At 71.5% G+C, this 19,345-nt stretch carries 22 protein-coding genes; 13 read left to right on the forward strand and 9 right to left on the reverse strand.

All coding sequences use genetic code 11. The features are described 5' to 3' along the window. Positions 1–68 precede the first annotated feature (68 nt). The gene (locus tag ACBR40_RS44275; protein WP_371252598.1) at positions 69–614 is read right to left on the reverse strand and encodes an ABATE domain-containing protein; all 546 of its coding nucleotides are present in this window, start codon (positions 612–614) and stop codon (positions 69–71) included. 85 nt (positions 615–699) lie between these two features. On the opposite strand from ACBR40_RS44275, the gene ACBR40_RS44280 reads away from it, so the two are divergent. Beyond that, entirely contained in the window at positions 700–1,578 is an 879-nt protein-coding gene (locus ACBR40_RS44280; RefSeq protein ID WP_344212899.1) for an alpha/beta hydrolase, read from the forward strand. A gap of 95 nt (positions 1,579–1,673) precedes the next feature. Here ACBR40_RS44280 and ACBR40_RS44285 read toward each other — a convergent pair whose 3' ends face one another. Together ACBR40_RS44285 and ACBR40_RS44290 are read right to left on the reverse strand one after the other, a co-directional pair. Beyond that, positions 1,674–1,895: a DUF3073 domain-containing protein gene (locus tag ACBR40_RS44285; RefSeq protein WP_329589128.1), complete on the reverse strand. Its 222-nt coding sequence runs from the start codon at positions 1,893–1,895 to the stop codon at positions 1,674–1,676. A 150-nt stretch (positions 1,896–2,045) separates the two neighbouring features. Beyond that, positions 2,046–3,125 carry a Leu/Phe/Val dehydrogenase gene (locus tag ACBR40_RS44290; RefSeq protein WP_371252627.1) on the reverse strand — a complete coding sequence of 360 codons (1,080 nt, stop codon included), beginning with the start codon at positions 3,123–3,125 and terminating at the stop codon, positions 2,046–2,048. Between the two features lie 110 nt (positions 3,126–3,235). Here ACBR40_RS44290 and ACBR40_RS44295 point away from each other — a divergent pair, with 110 nt between their 5' ends. Then, the gene (locus tag ACBR40_RS44295; protein ID WP_344212904.1) at positions 3,236–4,102 is read left to right on the forward strand and encodes a hypothetical protein; all 867 of its coding nucleotides are present in this window, start codon (positions 3,236–3,238) and stop codon (positions 4,100–4,102) included. Between the two features lie 323 nt (positions 4,103–4,425). Beyond that, positions 4,426–4,629: a developmental transcriptional regulator BldC gene (gene bldC / locus ACBR40_RS44300; RefSeq protein WP_013133571.1), complete on the forward strand. Its 204-nt coding sequence runs from the start codon at positions 4,426–4,428 to the stop codon at positions 4,627–4,629. 133 nt (positions 4,630–4,762) lie between these two features. On the opposite strand, the gene ACBR40_RS44305 is transcribed toward bldC, so the two are convergent. After that, a complete protein-coding gene (locus tag ACBR40_RS44305) occupies positions 4,763–5,359 on the reverse strand; it encodes a TetR/AcrR family transcriptional regulator (protein WP_364463956.1) in 597 nt (198 codons plus the stop codon). 199 nt (positions 5,360–5,558) lie between these two features. On the opposite strand from ACBR40_RS44305, the gene ACBR40_RS44310 reads away from it, so the two are divergent. The 4 genes from ACBR40_RS44310 (at position 5,559) to ACBR40_RS44325 (ending at position 9,478) form a co-directional block, all read left to right on the forward strand. Then, entirely contained in the window at positions 5,559–6,608 is a 1,050-nt protein-coding gene (locus ACBR40_RS44310) for a LacI family DNA-binding transcriptional regulator (protein WP_344212908.1), read from the forward strand. 119 nt (positions 6,609–6,727) lie between these two features. Beyond that, positions 6,728–6,976, forward strand: coding sequence for a hypothetical protein (locus ACBR40_RS44315; RefSeq protein ID WP_091081786.1), 249 nt, complete (start codon positions 6,728–6,730; stop codon positions 6,974–6,976). A gap of 58 nt (positions 6,977–7,034) precedes the next feature. Next, entirely contained in the window at positions 7,035–7,886 is an 852-nt protein-coding gene (locus ACBR40_RS44320; RefSeq protein WP_371252599.1) for an N-acetylmuramoyl-L-alanine amidase, read from the forward strand. Continuing rightward, the gene (locus ACBR40_RS44325; RefSeq protein WP_371252600.1) at positions 7,883–9,478 is read left to right on the forward strand and encodes a beta-N-acetylhexosaminidase; all 1,596 of its coding nucleotides are present in this window, start codon (positions 7,883–7,885) and stop codon (positions 9,476–9,478) included. The genes ACBR40_RS44320 and ACBR40_RS44325 overlap by 4 nt, the downstream gene beginning before the upstream one ends. A gap of 6 nt (positions 9,479–9,484) precedes the next feature. Here the strand turns inward: ACBR40_RS44325 and ACBR40_RS44330 are convergent, their stop codons facing one another. From ACBR40_RS44330 to ACBR40_RS44340, 3 genes are all read right to left on the reverse strand, one after another. Further along, complete coding sequence (locus ACBR40_RS44330) at positions 9,485–10,045, reverse strand: GNAT family N-acetyltransferase (RefSeq protein WP_371252601.1); 561 nt, start codon at positions 10,043–10,045, stop codon at positions 9,485–9,487. Between the two features lie 150 nt (positions 10,046–10,195). Beyond that, a complete protein-coding gene (locus tag ACBR40_RS44335) occupies positions 10,196–11,248 on the reverse strand; it encodes a quinone-dependent dihydroorotate dehydrogenase (protein ID WP_344212917.1) in 1,053 nt (350 codons plus the stop codon). A gap of 6 nt (positions 11,249–11,254) precedes the next feature. Beyond that, complete coding sequence (locus tag ACBR40_RS44340; RefSeq protein WP_371252602.1) at positions 11,255–11,905, reverse strand: response regulator; 651 nt, start codon at positions 11,903–11,905, stop codon at positions 11,255–11,257. A 19-nt stretch (positions 11,906–11,924) separates the two neighbouring features. On the opposite strand from ACBR40_RS44340, the gene ACBR40_RS44345 reads away from it, so the two are divergent. Together ACBR40_RS44345 and lpdA are read left to right on the forward strand one after the other, a co-directional pair. Further along, positions 11,925–12,299: a tautomerase family protein gene (locus tag ACBR40_RS44345; protein WP_371252603.1), complete on the forward strand. Its 375-nt coding sequence runs from the start codon at positions 11,925–11,927 to the stop codon at positions 12,297–12,299. Between the two features lie 39 nt (positions 12,300–12,338). After that, positions 12,339–13,718, forward strand: coding sequence for a dihydrolipoyl dehydrogenase (gene lpdA / locus ACBR40_RS44350; RefSeq protein ID WP_329589107.1), 1,380 nt, complete (start codon positions 12,339–12,341; stop codon positions 13,716–13,718). A gap of 69 nt (positions 13,719–13,787) precedes the next feature. On the opposite strand, the gene ACBR40_RS44355 is transcribed toward lpdA, so the two are convergent. Together ACBR40_RS44355 and ACBR40_RS44360 are read right to left on the reverse strand one after the other, a co-directional pair. Continuing rightward, positions 13,788–14,705 carry an RNA polymerase sigma-70 factor gene (locus tag ACBR40_RS44355; RefSeq protein ID WP_344214059.1) on the reverse strand — a complete coding sequence of 306 codons (918 nt, stop codon included), beginning with the start codon at positions 14,703–14,705 and terminating at the stop codon, positions 13,788–13,790. After that, positions 14,702–15,445, reverse strand: coding sequence for an SDR family NAD(P)-dependent oxidoreductase (locus ACBR40_RS44360; protein WP_344212925.1), 744 nt, complete (start codon positions 15,443–15,445; stop codon positions 14,702–14,704). The genes ACBR40_RS44355 and ACBR40_RS44360 overlap by 4 nt, the downstream gene beginning before the upstream one ends. A gap of 106 nt (positions 15,446–15,551) precedes the next feature. Between ACBR40_RS44360 and ACBR40_RS44365 the strand changes: the two genes are divergently transcribed. The 4 genes from ACBR40_RS44365 to ACBR40_RS44380 all read left to right on the forward strand — a co-directional run bounded on the left by ACBR40_RS44365 (position 15,552) and on the right by ACBR40_RS44380 (position 19,345). After that, on the forward strand, positions 15,552–16,256 hold the full coding sequence (locus ACBR40_RS44365) for a Clp protease N-terminal domain-containing protein (RefSeq protein ID WP_371252604.1): 705 nt from the start codon (positions 15,552–15,554) through the stop codon (positions 16,254–16,256). A 176-nt stretch (positions 16,257–16,432) separates the two neighbouring features. Then, positions 16,433–17,875 carry a hypothetical protein gene (locus ACBR40_RS44370; protein ID WP_371252605.1) on the forward strand — a complete coding sequence of 481 codons (1,443 nt, stop codon included), beginning with the start codon at positions 16,433–16,435 and terminating at the stop codon, positions 17,873–17,875. 105 nt (positions 17,876–17,980) lie between these two features. After that, positions 17,981–18,469: a hypothetical protein gene (locus ACBR40_RS44375; RefSeq protein ID WP_344212931.1), complete on the forward strand. Its 489-nt coding sequence runs from the start codon at positions 17,981–17,983 to the stop codon at positions 18,467–18,469. Between the two features lie 84 nt (positions 18,470–18,553). Continuing rightward, the gene (locus ACBR40_RS44380; protein WP_371252606.1) at positions 18,554–19,345 is read left to right on the forward strand and encodes a hypothetical protein; all 792 of its coding nucleotides are present in this window, start codon (positions 18,554–18,556) and stop codon (positions 19,343–19,345) included.

Here is a 19,345-nt window from a genome sequence, read left to right on the forward strand (position 1 = left end):
CGCTGACCGGCCCCAGGCCCGCTGCCGCCGACCGCCGGGGCTCACGCCCTGCCGCTGACCGCCGGGGCTCACGCCTCCTTGCGCCGCCGGTAGTGCCGGGCCACCCGCACCCGGTTGCCGCACAGGTCGGGCGAGCACCAGCGGCGGCGCGGGTGCGCGGGCAGGAAGAGCAGCAGGCAGCCGGGCCCCTCGCAGCCGCGCACGCGACCGGCCGCCGGGTCGGCGAGCAGCTCGACGGCGGCCTCGGCGAGCTGCGCGAGCAGCGCGGCCGGGGCGTCGCCGTCACGTTCCGCACGCACGCGCGGGCCGCCGTCGTGCCACTCCAGCACCCGGTACGCGGGGGCCGCGCGGGCGGCTTCGTTGATCGCGGCCAGCGCCGCCGCAGGAGGCGATTCTCCCGCGCGCACGGCGTCGAGCGCCGCCGCCACGTGCCCGCGCAGCCGCCGTACGGCGGCCAGCCCCTCCGGCCCGAGCGGCCCGGACGGCGGGTCGAGCCGCCCGGCCTGGCGGGCCAGCCACGTCTGGAAGTCGCCGGGCGTGTCGAGGACGTCGAGGTCGCGGGTGCGGGTGTTGAGCAGGTCCAGCGCCAGCGGCTCGCCGATCAGCAGCTCCATAGGACTAATGCTACATCTGGCGATTGACCCGTTAGCCGTCGCATGGCTATAACTAATGCATCTTCGAGCGAAAGAGGCATTAGCTATGGACATCCCCGAGGTGCGGCACGGATTCGTGGACGTGGCCGGCGTGCAGGTCTTCTACCGCGAGACTGGCCCGCGCGATGCCCTGCCCGTGCTCCTGCTGCACGGCTTCCCGTCCGCCTCGCACCAGTACAGACGGCTCATGGACGCTCTGGGCGGCCGGTTCCGGCTGATCGCCCCTGACTACCCGGGCTTCGGGCACACCCGCGTCCCCGACGGCTTCGTCTACTCCTTCGACGGCCTCGCCGACGTCGTGGAGGGGTTCGTCCAGGCCCTCGGCCTGACCCGCTTCGCCTGGTACGCCTTCGACTTCGGCGGCCCGGTCGGCTTCCGGGTGGCCCAGCGGCACCCCGAGTGGATCGCCGCGCTCATCGTCCAGAACGCCAACGCCTACGAGGAGGGCCTGTCGGACCAGGCCCGCCGGACCATCGCCGAGCCGCCCGCCGAGCTGTTCACCCTCGCGGTCACCCGCTCGCAGTACGAGGACGGCGCCGCCGACCCGTCACGGGTCGCGCCCGACGGCTGGACCCTCGACCAGCACTTCCTCGACCTGCCCGGACGCAAGGAGGCCCAGCTCGCGCTCGCCCGCGACTACCCGAGCAACGTGAAGCTCTACCCGGCCTGGCAGGAGTGGCTGCGCGAGCACCGCCCGCCCACGCTGGTGCTCTGGGGACGGGGCGACGCGTTCTTCCCGGAGGCGGGCGCGCACGCCTACCGGCGTGACGTGCCGGAGGCCGAGGTGCACGTGCTGGACACCGGGCACTTCGCGCTGGAGGAGAGACTGCCGGAGATCGCCCCGCTGATCGCCCGCTTCCTCGGCGAACTCGACACCGAACCCGACGCCGAACTCGACAGCGAGCTCGACGCCGCGCGGGCATGACGAAGCCCCACGGTCACCCGTGGGGCCCGACGCGCATGAGCCGAGGTTCCGGCGCGAACGCCGGGCCCTCGGTCATGTGTCAATCCAGAGTGCGCCTATCGGCGGCCGGACGGACGGTCGTCGTCATCGGCGCCGTAGTCGTCGGCGTAATCGGCATAGCGATCCGCCAGCTCGTCATTGCGGTCGTCGGCGTCGTCATTGCTGGAGTCTCCGACCCCGAGTTCGTCGCGAAGACGGTCAAGATCCGTGCCACCGCTGTTGTACTTCAGCTGGCGAGCAACCTTGACCTGCTTGGCCTTTGCTCGGCCGCGCCCCATTGGCTCGACCCCCTCGTCGGGGTCGTCCCCGACCCCTCGTCGCTAACGCACCACACACTGACGCCGCCTGACTTTGGACGTCAGCCTATCGTTCGCCTATTACCGTACCTGTTTTGTGCCCAGCTCGGTACGTCGGATGGGCGGGGGGCGTCACTGGCCGAGCCAAATGGCCCTAATACGCCCGACTTCCGACATTCTGCGCTCCGCTAGCCTATCCGCTGCGACGGCGGGAGGAACTCCCTCCTCGGCAGCGATTCGGAAGATCTTCGAAGTCGTGTCGTAGATCTGGGCGGCCTTGGCCCGCGCCCGCTCCATGTCGAAGCCGCCGATCTCGTCGGCCACCTGGATCACGCCGCCCGAGTTGACCACGTAGTCGGGCGCGTAGAGGATGCCGCGCTCGGCGAGCTGCTTCTCGACCCCGGCGTGGGCGAGCTGGTTGTTGGCCGCGCCGCAGACGATCTTCGCGCGCAGCGCCGCCACCGTCGTGTCGTCGAGCGCCCCGCCGAGCGCGCACGGCGAGAACACGTCGAGGTCGGCCGCCTTCAGCGCCGCCGCGTCGGCCACCACCTCGACCTCGGGGTGGCGGACCCGCAGCCGCTCGACGGCCTTGGGGTCGACGTCGCAGACCACGACCTCGGCGCCGTCCTCGCGCAGCAGCTCGACCAGGCGGTGGCCGACCTTGCCCACGCCCTCGACGCCCACCCGCCTGCCGTGCAGCGACGGCGTGCCGTAGACCAGCTCGGCCGAGGCGCGCATGCCCTGGAAGACGCCGTACGCGGTGAGGATGGAGGAGTCGCCGGCGCCGCCGTGCGCGAGGGTGCGGCCGGTCACGAAGCGTGACTCCCGGGCGATGACGTCCATGTCCTCGCTGTAGGTGCCGACGTCGCAGGCGGTGTAGTAGCGCCCGCCCAGCGACTCGACGAACCTGCCGTACGCGCGCAGCAGCGCCTCGCTCTTGTCCTTGGCGGGATCGCCGATGATGACGGCCTTGCCGCCGCCGTGGTCGAGGCCGGCGAGGGCGTTCTTGTACGCCATGCCCTTGGCCAGGTTGAGCACGTCGGCGAGGGCCGCCTGCTCGCTCTCGTAGGGATAGAAACGTGTGCCACCCAGCGCCGGCCCGAGCGCGGTGTTGTGGATGGCGATGATGGCGCGCAGGCCGCTCTGCTCGTCGGCGCAGAAGACGACCTGCTCATGCACGTCCTTGTGGGACGAGCCGAAGACGTCGGTCACGGTGGTGACTCCCTGTCCGGTCCGCCGCATCTTCGCGACGGAGATCACACTGACACTGTAGTGACGGCGGAACGATGCGATGGAGGTTCGCTTCGTGACACGATTCCTCCGTGCTGCCCTATGCCGCCTACCTCCGCGTCTATGAGCCACTGACCGCGTTCGCCGAGTCCGAGCGCAAGGTGTGGGCCGACTACGCCGACTCACGCGACCGCCCGCGCCGCGCCAACGCGCTCAGTGCGGAGCATGACGAGTCGGTGATGCGCCTGCTCGGCATGCCCCCTCAACCCGTTCCCGCCCAGGAGAGCCCCAACGCCTATCTACGCCGCGTTGAGGACCGCCTGTACGTCTGCCCCTGGCAGACCCGGTTGCGCTCCTGGCTGGCCTTCTCACGGCGGCGTGGGGCCACTCCGCAGAAGCTGATGGACCACCTCGTCCCGCGCAACGTCGCCGACCAAGTCGCCGACGACTTCGACCGGTTCAAGCGGAAGGCCGGATCGTCGGCGTTGCGCACGCACATCCGCACCACGGCGTGGCACGTCCCGCCGTCGTGGTTCGTGCCGTTTGATGGGAACGAGCGCTGGCTGGTGCTCGGCTCCTCCGTTCCTGGACAGGATGTGAAGACGACCGCTACGGGGCGCAACCTCATCTACGTCACCTCCATGGCCCAGGCCAGGCGGCGGGCGGCGCGGGCGCTCAACGTCCTGCGCAAGCACCTCGGCGACCTCGCGGCCGGCTTCGAGGTGGAGGAGATCGCCCGGTGGCTGGAGGAGTTCCACCCGCACTCCCTCGTCGAGCTCGACTACGGCGGGCTGGTGCACCTGATGGACGACGACGCGCTGCAGGCCGACCAGTCGGTCGCGGAGATGGCGGCGGCCCTGACGGGCCTGGACACGGGTCAAGAAGAACTTGCCTACGCCATGTATCAGCGGGTCATCCTGCGGTGGAAGTCAATGCAACAGCTGGAATCTGCCAACTGAGCCCCAATACGGCCGTCTGACCTGCATGAGTAGGTCACGGCTCGCGGCTGCTCTCTTCTGCGAACTGAGTAGTTTGCCGTTTTCACTGCGATACCACGAAACGTGTCGCTAGAATCACCGAGCGTGACATGGCCACGGGGGCGGGCAGTTGGGTCAAAGAAGGGCTCGCCAATCGCTCTGCGTGGCGGTATGGTCACATCGGGTGATGCCGCATATGGCTTAGAAAAGCCGCACGCTCTGCGCCATAGGCGGACATCCGTGACACGCGCAAACGGCAGTCACAGGATCGCGAAGCCGGTCCACACGGAGGAGAGGCCGCACAAATGTCAGCTCGTACACCCGAGGCCGAGCCACTGCTTACGCCCGCTGAGGTCGCCACCATGTTCAGGGTCGACCCCAAGACCGTCACGCGGTGGGCCAAGGCGGGCAAGTTGACGTCCATCCGCACGCTCGGTGGCCATCGGCGTTACCGGGAGACGGAGGTCCGGGCACTGCTCGCGGGGATTCCGCAGCAGCGTTCCGAGTAACCGAGGGTCGTCATTTCACGAACCTCAGGGGGGTGAAGGGTGGGCCAGGCCGGCACTGGGGCCCGGTCCACCTCGAAGAGTTGGCGTCGCCCGCCCGGCGCCATCCTTCCCGTCCGGCCTGCCCGCGGGCGCGCTACGCCAGCCGCTCCAGCAGGGCGGCCACGTCGGCGTCATAGCCGGCCGCGACTCCGAGCAGCGCCACCATCTGGTCCACGAGCATGCGTTCGAGGGCGGGGCGTTCGAGATCGCGGTGCTCCAGCCAGTCGAGACCGGCCGTCTCCACGGAGGCGATCCATGAGCGCAGGGTCGCGCGCAGCACCGGGCTGGGCTCCTCGACTCCCATCTGCTCCTGGATGAGGCGGAACAACCGGCGCCGCACGCCGTCGACGATCTCGCCGACCTCGCCGGAACGATTGGCGGGGCCGCCGCGCAGCAGCGCCGCGAAGCCGGCCGCGTGCTCCTCGACGAAGTCGAAATAGCGGCCGAGCCCGGAGGCCAGGTCGTCCAGAGGCCGGCCGCCACCCTGCGGCCGCAGCCGCGACTCCAGCTGCTCCGCCGCGCTCTTCAGCGCGGCCACGTAGAGCTCCTGCTTGCCGCCGAAGTAGTGGTAGACCAGGGCGCGCGAGGCGCCCGCCGCCGACGCCACGTCGTCGATCGAGACATCCTCCGCGTCGCGGGTGCTGAACAGCTCCAGCGCCGCCGCCATCAGCTCTTCGCGACGACGGTCCACGCTGAGCCTGCGCCGTGCCGGCCGTGCCGTCTCGGCTGACTTCCCGGATGTCACCCCTGTACGGTAGCCGACCCCTTGGCCTGTGCGTTTCCGGTCAAGGTCCACTTCTGTCCGTCAAACCGCGATGGAGGCCGTACCCTGCGGCGAACTCGATCGTTTTGTGAGACAGGTGCCCGTATCCGCATCGCGGGGGAGACAGATGTCAGGACCGCCCGTCAAAACTTCAACGATCACTGAGCTGAGAGAGGTAGATGCCTTGCCTCGGCCCAGACCGACCATCAGGAACGTCGCCGAGCGAGCCGGCGTCTCGAAATCGCTGGTCTCACTCGTGCTGCGTGGATCCCCGCACGTGAGCGAGCACCGGCGCCAGGCCGTGCTGCAGGCCGCACGCGAGCTGGGCTACCGCCCGAACGCGGTGGCGCGCAGTCTGGTCGAAGGACGTACGCATCTCGTCGGCGCGCTCGTGGCCGACCTGCACAACCCGTTCTACGCCGAGTTCCTCGACGGCCTGCAGGAGAGCCTGCACGGCGACGGCTTACGCATGCTCATCGGCAACAGCCAGTGGGACCCCGCCTTCGAGGACGAGGCCGTCGAGGCCTTCCTGGAGCTGCGGGTCGACGGGCTGGTGCTGCTGGGCATCCCCCCGACCAGCGAGACGCTGATCGAGGCCACCGCGTACACGCCGACGGTCGTCGTCGGGGAACGTGACATCGAGCTCGACGGCGTCGACATCGTGGTCGACGACGACCAGCTCGGCGCCCGCCTGGCCATCGACCACCTGGTCGAGCTGGGACACAAGCGCATCGCGCACATCGAGGGGCCGCGTTCGTCACGGTGCGAGGGATACCTCGTGGCGATGCGCAGGCACTCGCTGGCGCCGTACATCATGGTCGAGGCGGCGGACGCCTCGGAGGAGGGCGGCCGGGAGGCGGCGACGGCGCTGCTGACCCGCGACCCCAGGCCCACGGCGATCTTCGCCGCCAACGACGTGGTCGCGCTGGGCGTGCTTTCCGCCGCCGCCGGCCTGGGCCTGCGCGTCCCCGAGGACCTGTCCGTGGTCGGCTACGACAACACCCAGATGTCGGCCTCCAGCCACGTCTCGCTGACCTCCGTCGACCAGGCCAGGCGGACCATGGGGCGGTCGGCGGCGGCGCTGCTGAGCGACCGGATCGGCGACCCGGGCAAGGGCGCGCGGCTGCGCGAGGTGCGGCCCGAGCTCATCGTGAGGCGGAGCACGGGTCGCGTCTGAAAAGGGCCAAGGCTGGGTCAAGCCGTGCGGCGGCGCGGCCGCACGGCGGTTAACTCGGCAGCGTCATGCTATTGGTGGCCGGATCCGTTCCGGCCACGATCTGATCCGGGGGAACAGTCATGCGTGATCCGGAACTGGTGTCCTGCGCCCAGCGTGCGGCTGCCGAGCTCGAACGCGCCTGGGGGCACTGGCGCACCAACAGGGGGCGGGGCGCCGACGGCGGTGCCGAATCCGTCGCCAGCTACGTCGCCCACTCCCTCGACCACCCGTGGGGCCGCCCCCGCGTCGTGCTCGGCCTGGACGCCGAGGACGCGCGGGAGCTGGCCGCCCTGCTGGAGCGCCAGGAAGTCGGCGAGCACGTCTGGTAACGCGCCGGACACGCCGTATGCGGGGTTTGAGCACGCGGTCTGACGTAAGTTGGACGCCATGCGTGCTCTAGCAGCCTCAGTCCTCGCCGCTTGCGGCCTGATCGCCTCCGCGTGCGGCGGCGCCGGTTCCGGCGGCGCCGCGACCGGTCAGGCCGCTCCCGCGACCGCCGGCTCGCCGCAGGCGCAGACGACGCAGGAGACCTCGCCGGCCGAGCAGAGCCCAGGCAAGCAGTCGCCGCCGAAGGGCAAGCCGCTGGAGGGCAAAGTGATCGTCCTCGACCCGGGACACAACGGCAACAACTACCGGCACCCGGAGATCATCAACCGCCAGGTCGACGTGCTGACCGAGAAGAAGGCCTGCGACACCACCGGCACCTCGACCAACAACGGCTACAGCGAGGCCGCCTTCACCTGGGACGTCTCCACCCGGCTGGCCAAGATCCTGCGCGAGCGCGGCGCGACCGTCAAGCTCACCAGGAGCAACAACACCGGCGTCGGCCCCTGCATCACCGAGCGGGCCGCGATCGGCAACAAGGCCGGCGCGGACGCCGCGATCTCCATCCACGCCGATGGGGCGGGCCCGCGGGACCACGGTTTCCACATCATCATGCCGAAGAAGATCAACGGCCCAGTGGACAAGGTCGTGGCCAAGTCGTCCAGGCTGGGCATCGACGTACGGGACGCCTACCGCAAGGGCACCGGCATCCCCTACTCCACCTACATCGGCAGGAACGCGCTCGACTACCGCAAGGACCTCGGCGGGCTCAACCTGTCCACGGTGCCGAAGATCTTCATCGAGACCGGCAACATGCGCAACGCGGGCGACGCGGCCAAGCTGTCGAGCCCGGCGTTCCGGCAGCGGATCGCGGTGGCGCTGGCGAACGGATTGCAGCACTATTTGGGGACATGATCCCTCGTCCCGTACTTTCTTCTCACCTGTCCGGTTCGTACGAGCTGACCATCGGCGCGACCGTGTCCGGCGACCTCGTGGACGCCGTCCGTCTCGCCCTTCCCCGCCTGGACCCGCGTCCCGGCGACACCGGCGAGATCGACGTGCGGCGCGACCCGGCGCTGGGCGAGGAGGCGTACCGGCTGACGGTGGGCTCGCGGGGCGTGGAGATCGTGGCCGGCGGGCGGGCGGGGGCGTTCTACGCGGCCCAGACGCTGCACCAGCTGCTGCCGGCCGCCTCCTACCGGCACACCGAGCGGGCGTCCTGGCCGGTGCCCGGCGTGCGGGTGGAGGACGCGCCCCGCTTCCCGTGGCGCGGCCTGCACCTGGACGTGGCCAGGCACTTCTTCCCCAAGCGCGAGGTGCTGCGCCTGATCGACCTCATGGCGCTGCACAAGCTCAACCGGCTCCACCTGCACCTGGTCGACGACCAGGGGTGGCGGATCGAGAGCCGGGCGTACCCGCTGCTGCACGAGGTCTCCTCGCACCGGCCGCGCACCGCCGTCCACCCGCACGGGGAGCCCGCGGCCTACGACGAGGTGCCGCACGGCGGCTACTACACGCTGGACGACCTGTCCGAGATCGGGGCGTACGCGCGGGCGCGCTGCGTGACGGTCGTGCCGGAGATCGACGTGCCGGGGCACGCCTCGGCGATCCTCGCCGCGTATCCGGCGTTCGGGGCGACAGGGGAGCCGTACGAGGTGCTGGACCGGTGGGGCATCTCCCCTGCGATCCTGTCGCCGCTGCCGCCGACCGTGGAGTTCCTGACCACGATCTTCGACGAGGTGATCGGGGCGCTCGGCGAGACCCCGTACGTGCACATCGGCGGCGACGAGGTCGTGCTCGACCACTGGACGGCCTCGCCGGAGATCACCGCGTACCGGGAGTCCCTGGGCCTGGCCACCGTCAACGAGCTGCAGGCGTGGTTCCTGCGCCGGCTGGCCGACGCGCTCGCCGAGCGGGGGGCGCGGGCCGTGGTGTGGGACGAGGCGTTCGTCAGCGGCGGCCTGCGGCAGGACACGGTGGTCATGCCGTGGCGCGGCATGGGCGTGGGCCGGCGCGCGGCGGCGGCCGGGCACGACGTGGTGGCGACGCCGGTGTTCCCGCTCTACTTCGACTACGCCGAGGCGTCCGGGTCTGACGAGCCGCTGGCGATCGGCGACGCGATCACCGTCGCGGACGTGGCCGCGTTCCTGCCCGCGCCGGAGGACTGGACGGACGAGGAGCACGCCCGGGTGCTCGGCGCGCAGGCGCAGCTCTGGACCGAGCGGGTCACCGACCCCCGCACCGCCGACTACCGGCTGTGGCCGCGGGCCTGCGCCCTGGCCGAGGTCGCCTGGTCGGGCTCCGCCCAGGACGGCTTCGACGGGCGGCTGTCCGAGCACCTGGGGCGGCTGGACGCGCTCGGCGTGGAGTACCGGCCCCTGGCCGGGCCGCACCCGTGGCAGCGGCGCCGGCCGCACCGGGCGAGCCCCGTGCCGATCACCGAGCGCATGGCCCACATCGAGGCCATGACCCACGACCCGGAGTCGACCAGGCCGAGCGTGTCGTGAGCCGGCTCAGAACGTGAAGGCGGGGCGGTCGTTGAGAATCCGCTGGAACAGCCGGTGGTCCTGCCAGCGGCCGTCGATCTCCAGGTAGCGGGGCGCGGTGCCGAACTGCTCGAAACCGGCCTTGCGCAGCACGCTCTGCGAGGCCGCGTTGTCGAGCAGGGTCGCCGCCGCGATCCGGTGCAGGCCGAGCTCCTGGTCGGCGAGCCGGCACACCTCCAGCACCGCCCTGGTGGTGAGGCCACGGCCGGTGTAGCGGGCGTCGGTCCAGTAGCCGAGGTCGGCGTTGAGCCACGGGCCGCGGACGATGTTGTTGAGCGTCATGCCGCCCACGATCTCGTCGCCGTCCGCCAGCACCCAGGGCATGGTCCGGCCCTCGGCCTTCTGCCGCAGCAGGTCCTTGAGCCGGTGCGACTGGCCGGCGAGGGTGTAGAACTCGGCGGGGCGCCGCGGCTCCCAGCGGCGCAGGTGGTCACGGTTGCGGGTGTAGGCCTGGAGCAGGGCCTCGTCGTCCTGCTCGGTCAGCGGGCGCAGGACGACGCCGTCGGGGAGTGCTACCGTCTCGATCACTCCCCCTAGCTTAGGCGGTGCGGCCGACGGCCTCGGCGATGCTCTCCGTCCCGTGACGGCGGACCCGGACGGCGAGTTGGCTAGGCGGTGCGGCCGACGGCCTCGGCGATGCTCTCCGTCCCGTGACGGCGGACCCGGACGGCGAGCTGGCTAGGCGGTGCGGCCGACGGCCTCGGCGATGCTCTTCATCCCGTGGCGGCGGACCCGGCGGGCGAGCTGCCGGTGGATGCCGGCCGCCCACAGCGGGCCGCCGTAGATCCAGCCGGTGTAGCCCTGCACCAGGGTCGCGCCGGCGAGGACGCGCTCCCAGACGTCGTCGGCGTCCTCGACGCCGCCCACCGACACCAGCGTGAGGCGGTCGCCGACGCGGGCGCGCAACCGGCGCAGCACCTCCAGCGAGCGCTCCTTCAGCGGGCGGCCGGACAGCCCGCCGGTCTCGCCGCCGTGCCTGATCGTGGTGTTGGTCGCGACGATGCCGTCCAGGCCCAGCTCCAGGGCCAGGTCGGCGACCGCGTCGATGTCGTCGTCGGCGAGGTCTGGCGCGATCTTGACCAGCAGCGGGGTGCGGCGCGGGGTGCCGTCGGCGACCTCCTTGACCGCGGTGAGCAGCGGGCGCAGCAGCTCGACCGCCTGGAGGTCGCGCAGCCCCGGGGTGTTGGGCGAGCTGACGTTGACCACCAGGTAGTCGGCGAGCGGCGCCAGCTCCTTCGCGCCGGCGACGTAGTCGGCGACGGCCCCGGACTCGGGGACGACCTTGGTCTTGCCGATGTTCACCCCGACCACGACCGGCACGCCGCGGGGGCGGCGTAGCCGGCGGGCGGCGGCCCTGGCGCCGTCGTTGTTGAAGCCCATCCGGTTGATCACCGCGCGCTGCGGCACCAGCCGGAACAGCCGCGGGCGCGGGTTGCCCGGCTGGGCGTGCGCGGTGATGGTGCCGACCTCGACGTGGCCGAAGCCGAGCGCCGCGACGGCCTCCGCGCAGGCGGCGTCCTTGTCGAAGCCCGCGGCCAGCCCCAGCGGGCCCGGGAAGTGCACGCCGAACGCGGTGATCCGCAGGACCGGGTCGTGCGGCGCGAACGCCCGGTGCAGGAGCCGCTTGAGCAGCGGCAGGCGGGCGAGGAGCGCGAGGGCGCTCACGGTCAGACGGTGCACGGCCTCGGCGTCGAAACGCCGCAAGACCTGCGTGAACACGAGGCGATACATCACGCGTCAGGCTACCAACCCGGCCTCGTGGGCGATGATCGCGGCCTGTACGCGGTTGCGCACGTCGAGCCGGGTCAGGATGGCGCTCACGTACGCCTTGACCGTGCCCTCCACGATGTGCAGCCTGCTCGCGATCTCCGCGTTGGACAGCCCCGCCCCGACCAGGGCCAGCACCTCGCGTTCGCGCTCGGTCAGCGCCTCGATGCGGTCGCGGGCCTGCGCGCCGCGCGCCATCCGGCCGCCCGACAACTGCGCGATGACCCGCTGGGCGACCCGTGGCGCCAGGTAGGCCGCCCCCTCCGCCACGGCGTGGATGCCGGCGATCAGCTCGCGCGGGTCGCCCGACTTCAGCAGGAACCCGGCCGCGCCGACGTCGAGCGCCTTGGCGATGTAGTCGTCCTCGCCGAACGTGGTCAGCATCACCACGGCGGTGCCCGGCGCGGCCCTGCGGATCTCGGCGGCGGCGGCCAGCCCGTCGAGCCTCGGCATGCGGATGTCGAGCAGCGCGACGTCGGGGTGGTGGCTGATGGCCAGGTCGACGGCCTGCCGCCCGTCCCCCGCCTCGGCCACCACGTCGAGCTCGGGGTCGGAGGCGAGGATGGCGCGCACCCCGGCGCGCATCATGGCTTCGTCGTCGGCGAGGAGGATGCGGATCACGCCTTCTATAGTGGCGGGTATGGCGCAGGTGAAGGTGTACGGACGCAGGGACGTGTGGGCGGGGCGGCAGCGGGAGCTCTCCGACCTGTTGCAGGAGTGCCTGGTGAGCGCGTGGGGACTGCCGGAGGACAAGCGGTTCCACCGTTTCCTGCTGCTCGACCCCGACGACTTCGTCTGCCCTCAGCGCAGCGAGCGCTACCTCATCGTGGAGGTCGTCTGCTTCACCGGCCGCAGCGACCACGCCAAGCGGACGCTCATCAGGGAGCTGTACGCCCGCTGGCCGCACGACCCCGAGGACATCGAGCTGACGATCATCGAGATGCCGCAAGTCAACTGGGGGATTCGCGGGGTTCCCGCCGATGAGCTGAGCCTTCCGTACCAGGTGGAGGTCTAGCGTCAGGGGTGGTTCCGGGCGGGCGGTATGGTCCGACTCATGAGCACTCACTATGACGTCGTCGTTCTCGGCGCGGGTCCGGGAGGATACACGGCCGCGGTCCGCGCCGCCCAGCTCGGGCTGCGCACCGCGGTCGTCGAGGAGAAATACTGGGGAGGCGTCTGCCTGAACGTGGGCTGCATCCCGTCCAAGGCGCTGCTGCGCAACGCCGAGCTGGCCCACATCTTCCACAACGAGGCCAAGACCTTCGGCATCAGCGGCGAGGTCACCTTCGACTACGGCGCGGCCTTCCAGCGCAGCCGCAAGGTGGCCGACGGCCGGGTCAAGGGCGTTCACTACCTGATGAAGAAGAACGCCATCACCGAGTACGACGGCCGGGGCACCTTCCTCGACGCCAACACCCTCCAGGTGAACGGCGAGACCATCACCTTCTCCCACTGCATCATCGCGGCCGGGGCCACCACCAGGCTGATCCCGGGCACGCAGTTGTCGGAGCGGGTGGTGACGTACGAGGAGCAGATCCTCACCGAGGAGTTGCCAGGCAGCATCATCATCGCGGGCGCCGGCGCCATCGGCGTGGAGTTCGCGTACGTGCTGCACAACTACGGCGTCAAGGTGACCATCGTCGAGTTCCTCGACCGCGTCGTGCCGCTGGAGGACGAGGAGGTCTCGGCCGAGCTGGCCAAGCGCTACAAGCGCCTCGGCATCGAGATCCTGACCTCGACCCGCGTGGACGGCATCGAGGACACCGGCTCCTCCGTCAAGGTCACCGTCACCAAGAACGGCCAGCAGCAGGTGCTGGAGGCCGACAAGGTCATGCAGGCGATCGGCTTCCAGCCGCGCGTCGACGGCTACGGCCTGGAGAAGACCGGCGTGGCGCTGACCGACCGGGGCGCGATCGCCGTGGATGGCCGCTGCCGTACGAACGTGCCGCACATCTTCGCCATCGGCGACGTCACGGCCAAGCTGATGCTGGCGCACGCCGCCGAGTCCATGGGCATCATCGCGGCCGAGACGATCGGCGATGCCGAGACGATGGAGCTCGACTACGTCATGATCCCGCGGGCGACCTACTGCCAGCCGCAGGTGGCGAGCTTCGGCTACACCGAGGCGCAGGCCCGCGACCTGGGTTACGACGTGAAGGTGGCGAAGTTCCCGTTCACGGCGAACGGCAAGGCGCACGGCCTCGGCGACAGCGCCGGCTTCGTCAAGATCATCAGTGACGACACGCACGGCGAGCTGCTCGGCGCCCACCTGATCGGCCCCGAGGTCACCGAGCTGCTGCCGGAGCTGACGCTGGCCCAGCAGTGGGACCTGACCGTGCACGAGGTCGCGCGCAACGTCCACGCGCACCCGACGCTCGGCGAGGCGGTCAAGGAGGCCATCCACGGGCTCGCGGGGCACATGATCAACATGTGATCGCGGCGACGGAGGTCGTACGCGCGCAACGTGACCCCGATGCCCCGCCATCGGGTCACGTTGCCTCGATCATCCCCGCATCGCCTCGCGGGCCTCGCGGCTGACCTGGTACGCGTCCGCCACCGGGCCCAGGTGCCGCAGCTTGTCCGGGTTCGCGACCGCGCGGATCGTCGCGATCCGGCCGTCACGGATCTCCAGCGCCAGCGTGTTGAGCACCTTGCCCTCCGCGTCGCGGAAGACGGCCCCCGGCTCGCCGTTCACCTCGCGCGGCTCGACCGAGCCGCCGATCGCGAGGAGCGCGGGGACCAGCCGGGCGAACACCCGGGCGACGTTGTCCGCGCCGACGAGGACCCGCGCGAGCGCCGGCGCCTTGCCGCCGCCGTCGCCGACCGTCCGCACGTCGGCGGCCAGCACCTCGCGCAGCGCGCCCACGTCGCCGCCGCGGATCGCGTCGAAGAAGCGTCCGGCGAGCTCCGCGCGCTCCCTCCGGCCGGCCGCGAACCGGGGACGGCCCTCGTGCATGTGCCGGCGGGCCCGTACGGCGAGCTGCCGGCAGGCGGCCTCCGACCGGCCCACGGCGGCGGCGATCTCGGGGAACTCGAAGCCGAACACGTCGCGCAGCACGAAGACCGCCCGCTCGGGCGGGCTCAGCCGTTCGAGCATGAGCAGCGCCGTCGTGGAGACCGACTCGGCCAGCTCCGCCGAGCGCTCCGGGTCCTCGTAGGGGTCCTCCAGCAGCGGCTCGGGCAGCCACTCCCCGACGTACGACTCCCGCCGCACCCGGGCCGAGCGGAGCTGGTCGATCGCCACCCTGGTGACCACGGTCGACAGGTACGCCTTGACCGAGTCGGGCTCGGCCCCGGCGTCGGCGTACCGCAGCCAGGTCTCCTGGACCGCGTCCTCGGCGTCGTCCACGCTGCCGAGCAGGCGGTAGGCGATCGAGAACAGCAGCGGGCGGTGCTGCTCGAAGCCCTGGACCCTGGTCACCATCCGATGGGACCCAGGCGGTCGATGAAGATCCCGCTCGGCCCGTCCGGGCCCAGCGTCGCGAGCTCGATGATCGGGTCGCTGCCCTCGGTGACGGTGAGCTGGCCGGTGTGGTGGTTCATGTCGGTGGCGGTGAACTTGCGGTTCACGACCTCCCCCGGGGTGAGGGCGTTGACCTTGACGTGCGGGAGCGCCTGGGCGTAGCGGACGGTGATCATGTTCAGCGCCGCCTTGGACGAGCTGTAGGCGAGTTCGTGCATCTTCGTGACCTGCTGGGTGGGGTCGGCCATGACCGCGAAGGAGCCGCCGCCGCTGGAGACCATCACCACGCGCGGGTTGTCGGCGGCCTGGAGCAGGGGCAGGAACGCGTTCGTGACCCGGATCGGGCCGTAGACGTTGGTGTCGTAGACGGCGTGCACTTCCTCGGCGGTCGTCTGCGCGGGCGGGGTGACGTTGCCTGGCGCGCCCGCGTTGTTGACCAGCACGTCCAGGCGGTCGGTGTGCTCGCGGACGAGCCGTACGGCGTCGGCCACGGACGCGTCCGAGGTGACGTCGAGCGGGACCACGACCACGTCGGCGCCGGCCTCGGCGAGCTTGGCCGCCGCCGCCCGCCCGCGGGTCTCGTCGCGCGAGCCGAGGAACACCTTCCACCCTTCCGCGCCGAGCCGCCGGGCCGTCTCCAGGCCGAGCCCCTTGTTGGCGCCGGTGATGAGCACTGTGGTCTGTTCTGCGTTCGTCATGCCCTCTGAGACGAGATGACCATCCGGCCAGTGACATGGTGTGAGCGGGTTCACACCCGTCAACCCAGGATTGACGGTCCTGATGTCGTCAACCTAGGGTTGACGTATGGAAGAAAGTGTACGACTGGACGACCTCATCTCCGTGATCAGGAAGCGGCACCCGGAAGGGGATCCCCTGGGCGAGCTGACCGACGCCGTCGCGCTCGGCGAGCACATGGGCGAGGTGGCCGACCACCTCATCGGGCACTTCGTGGACCAGGCCAGGCGTTCGGGCGCGTCCTGGACGGACATCGGGCGCAGCATGGGCGTCACCAAGCAGGCCGCGCAGAAGCGGTTCGTGCCCAAGGAGGGCGCGCCGTCGATGGCCGACGACCTGCGGGTCTACGCCCGCTACACGGACCGGGCGCGGGCCGTCGTGGTGAAGGCGCAGCGGGCCGCGCTGAGCGGAGGGCACCGCCACATCGAGCCCGGCCACCTGGTGCTCGGCCTGGCCGACGAGCCCGAGGGGCTCGGGGCGAGGACGATGGCGGCGCTCGGCGCCTCGCCCGAGGCGGTCAGGGACGCCGTGACCCGCGTGCTCGGGCCGGGCACCGAGCCCGCCGGACCCCGGGAGGTGCCGTTCGCCGCCCAGAGCAAGAAGGCGCTGGAGCTGACCCTGCGGGAAGGGCTGCGGCTGGGGCACGAGCATCTGGGCACCGAGCATCTGCTGCTGGGGGTGCTGGGGCTGGAGGACGGGCCGCTGACGCGGGCGCTCACGGACCTTGGTATCACCAAGGAGGGCGCGGAGCGCGAGATCGCCGCGGCCCGCTGACCTCCGGGAGCGGGCGGGCCTCCGGAAGCGGGCGGGCCTTCGGGAGCGCGCGGGCCTTCGGGAGCCGCGCTGGCCTCCGGGAGCGCGCGGGCCACCGGAAGCAGGCGGGCCACCGGAAGCAGGCGGGCCACCGGAAGCAGGCGGGAATGTCATCGTCGGTTGCTAGCGTGCCGGACATGCTGGAGATCGGCGATGTGGTGGCCATCCCGTTGCCGCTGGGCGGCTACGGCGCCTGCCAGGTGACGGCGGCGGGCGAGCGCCTGACGGTGTGCGTGCTCGACTGGCGTTCCGACGCGGTGCCCGAGCTCGACGACGTGCGCTCGGCCGGGCCGCTCCGCGTCGACCACCACTCGTGGTGCGGCGATCCCGAGGTGGTCGACGTCCCCTCAGGCGAGCAGTTGCCCGGCGACGCCGTGCGTCTCGGCCGCCTTCCGGTCCGGCCCGAGCTGCCGGAGGCGTCCACCGCCTACGGCTCCTGGCCGGGCATCGGGCTGCAGGTGGTGCTGCAACGGCGCTGGGAGGCGGAGGTGCCCGGCGCGGTGAGGGAGGCGTACAAACGGGCCGGGCACGGCAGGGTCCAGGTCGACCTGGGGGGCGGGGCCGTGACCAGGCCGGCCGCCCTGCCCGCGCTCGACCTGCGTGACCACGCGGGAGACGTGCGGTGGGAGGGGCTGGACGCGCTGCCCCGCCTGACGCAGCTCAGCTGGCGCGGCCCGGAGCGCGGCCTGCTCGCGGCGCTGGAGGCGCGGCCGCTGATCACCGCCCTGCGCTGGGAGGATCCGCCCGAGCTCGTCGACCTGAGCCGGACCGGCCTCCACGGGCTGACCCTCGTCGCGGGCGCGGGGCCGCGCCGGGTGGTCCTGCCGCCGGGGCTGATGACGCTCTGGCTGCAGGGCGGGGCTCCGGAGGCGGTGGAGGCGGCCGCCGAGGGCCGGTGGATCAGGCTCACCACGCGCTCGGGGGTGCCGCGAGGGTTGCGCGGCGTTCGCGATCTGGCGGTGGAGGCGTCGGGCGACGTCACCGGCGCGTCCCTGGGCGACGTGGAGGGGCTTGAGCGGTTGTCCGTCCGGTGGGGCCGGCCGTACGGCGGCCTGGCCGGGCTCGACGCCCATCCCCGGCTGCACACGCTGGAGCTGGCCGACGCGTACGGCGTCGAGCCGTCGATGCTGCCCGCCCCCGGCGGGCCGCTGCGGCTCCTGCGCGTCGACGGGTTCAGGAGCAGCCGGTCCAGGGCCGTCCGGCAGCGCTACCAGGGCACCGGCGTGTCCGTCGAGATCCGGGGCGCGAAGCCGGACCGCTGGCTGGCGACCAACCTGGACAACCCGCTCCGCGACTGGGTGGACGACCACAAGCGGGCCGGCGAGGCCGCCTGCCGGGCCTACGCGGCGGCCTCCCGCGCGATCTCGGCCCTGGACGTCCACGATCCGGGCGCGGTGGCGGACGCGCGCCCGATCCTGCAGAGCTTCGTCGAGGCGCTCAACGGCATCGAGGAGCGCTACGAGATGATCGACACCCTGCGGCGCGAGGAGGCGGGCGAGGCGTTCTTCCTGCTCGCGGAGGGGGCCGGGGTCCCGCCGTCGGAGGCGGAGGCGTGGTTCGGCGACTGGCGCGAGTTCTGAAAGTGGTTGAGCCGACAATTGTTCTACGTGCCGACAATCACATTTTCATCTAATTTTCAGGTTCCCTACAGGCTTCTCTGACCCTTCGAGGCCAGGGTCCTGACTATGACCTCAACCGCGGAGAGGGCGGCGCACCGCCGCCGGTTCGCTCAAGCAGGCCCGATCTCGCTGCGCCTCGGTCTCCTGGCGCTGGTCGCGATCGGCATCGTGGGAGCCGGGTTCGAGCTGGCCTTCGAACGCCACTGGCGCTCCCCCGTCCAGCTCATCCCCTGGGTCGCCCTGGCCCTTCTCGCGGTCGCGCTGGTGCTGCTCGCCCTGAGCGAGGCCCCGCGGGCGGTCACCGCGGTGCGGGTCCTCGCCGGAGTGGTGCTGCTCGCCTCGGCGTACGGCGTGTTCATGCACGTGTCGGTCAACCACGGCATGGGCTCGATGGCCACCGAGTGGGACACGCTCTCGCCGCTCTCCCAATGGTGGTACGCGCTGACCAAGACGGTCGGCACGGCCCCGCCGCTCGCGCCCGGCATGCTCGCCCAGAGCTCGCTGCTGCTCCTGCTGGCCAGCCTGACCACGAGGAAGAAGGCTGTCGCCTCCTGACCTTCTGGGCCCGGCGGCGAACTTCCGGACCGTGACCGGCGTCACATGGTGCAACAAGCGCATATGTGAGGCTGGTGAAAGTAAGTGACATTAGGTCGCATCTTCATCGCGGTAGCCGCTGTGGCGGCCCTCGCGCTCGGCACCGACGTGGCCGCCAACGCCGCCACCAATACCGCCGCCACCACCGCGGCCGAACCCCGGCAACCGGTCGCCGAGACCCGGGTAACCCCGGGAGCGTACGAGAGCGCCCCCGACGAGCCGGCGTGCGTACGGATCCGCGGCGCGGAGGCGTGCGTCGGCCCGGACGGCAGCGACCGGCCGGGCATCACCGTCGAGGACACCGCCGGCGACCGGCTGCACGCCGCCGTCGAGTACTACCAGCACGGCTACCTCGGCACCGAGTACGTCATCCACAACCTGGCCGGCAAGGGCCAGGTGCGCGGCAGCCGGGAGATCGGCAAGGTCGTCACCTTCCGGGTCGCGCTCTACCGGGGCGACCGCCTGGTGAAGCACGGCCGCTGGAAGACCGTCCAGAACATCGCCAAATATCCAACTAAGCGGGACACCCGGATCACCCCGGCCACCGCCCGCGCCCGCGCCAAGGTCTGCACCACCACCCGCGGCGCGGCCATGACCTGCTTCGCCGAGCGCGGGTCGGCGTACGTCCTCGCCTGTGACGTACGGGCCGACAAGTACCAGGCCCGCGCCGAGTACTTCGTGGGCGGCGACCCGACCACCCGCTTCGAGATCCGCCAGCTCGCGGGCACCGACACGTGCGGCAAGGCCGAGCACGGCGAGCTCGCCATCAGCATGTACCGGGCCGCGCTCTTCGACGGCCGCCACCGGGTCGCCGACCAGCTCTACAGGTACAACTGA

The sequence above is a fragment of the Nonomuraea sp. AD125B genome (genome assembly GCF_041402765.1).
Lineage (GTDB): Bacteria > Actinomycetota > Actinomycetes > Streptosporangiales > Streptosporangiaceae > Nonomuraea > Nonomuraea bangladeshensis.

Excerpts from the sequence above, each read along its gene's own strand:
- ACBR40_RS44275 (WP_371252598.1), bottom strand. The coding sequence starts at position 614 with ATGGAGCTGCTGATCGGCGAGCCGCTGGCGCTGGACCTGCTCAACACC.
- ACBR40_RS44280 (WP_344212899.1), top strand. The coding sequence starts at position 700 with ATGGACATCCCCGAGGTGCGGCACGGATTCGTGGACGTGGCCGGCGTG.
- ACBR40_RS44285 (WP_329589128.1), bottom strand. The coding sequence starts at position 1,895 with ATGGGGCGCGGCCGAGCAAAGGCCAAGCAGGTCAAGGTTGCTCGCCAG.
- bldC (WP_013133571.1), top strand. The coding sequence starts at position 4,426 with ATGTCAGCTCGTACACCCGAGGCCGAGCCACTGCTTACGCCCGCTGAG.
- ACBR40_RS44310 (WP_344212908.1), top strand. The coding sequence starts at position 5,559 with ATGTCAGGACCGCCCGTCAAAACTTCAACGATCACTGAGCTGAGAGAG.
- ACBR40_RS44315 (WP_091081786.1), top strand. The coding sequence starts at position 6,728 with ATGCGTGATCCGGAACTGGTGTCCTGCGCCCAGCGTGCGGCTGCCGAG.
- ACBR40_RS44320 (WP_371252599.1), top strand. The coding sequence starts at position 7,035 with ATGCGTGCTCTAGCAGCCTCAGTCCTCGCCGCTTGCGGCCTGATCGCC.
- ACBR40_RS44325 (WP_371252600.1), top strand. The coding sequence starts at position 7,883 with ATGATCCCTCGTCCCGTACTTTCTTCTCACCTGTCCGGTTCGTACGAG.
- ACBR40_RS44335 (WP_344212917.1), bottom strand. The coding sequence starts at position 11,248 with ATGTATCGCCTCGTGTTCACGCAGGTCTTGCGGCGTTTCGACGCCGAG.
- ACBR40_RS44345 (WP_371252603.1), top strand. The coding sequence starts at position 11,925 with ATGGCGCAGGTGAAGGTGTACGGACGCAGGGACGTGTGGGCGGGGCGG.
- lpdA (WP_329589107.1), top strand. The coding sequence starts at position 12,339 with ATGAGCACTCACTATGACGTCGTCGTTCTCGGCGCGGGTCCGGGAGGA.
- ACBR40_RS44360 (WP_344212925.1), bottom strand. The coding sequence starts at position 15,445 with ATGACGAACGCAGAACAGACCACAGTGCTCATCACCGGCGCCAACAAG.
- ACBR40_RS44365 (WP_371252604.1), top strand. The coding sequence starts at position 15,552 with ATGGAAGAAAGTGTACGACTGGACGACCTCATCTCCGTGATCAGGAAG.
- ACBR40_RS44370 (WP_371252605.1), top strand. The coding sequence starts at position 16,433 with ATGCTGGAGATCGGCGATGTGGTGGCCATCCCGTTGCCGCTGGGCGGC.
- ACBR40_RS44375 (WP_344212931.1), top strand. The coding sequence starts at position 17,981 with ATGACCTCAACCGCGGAGAGGGCGGCGCACCGCCGCCGGTTCGCTCAA.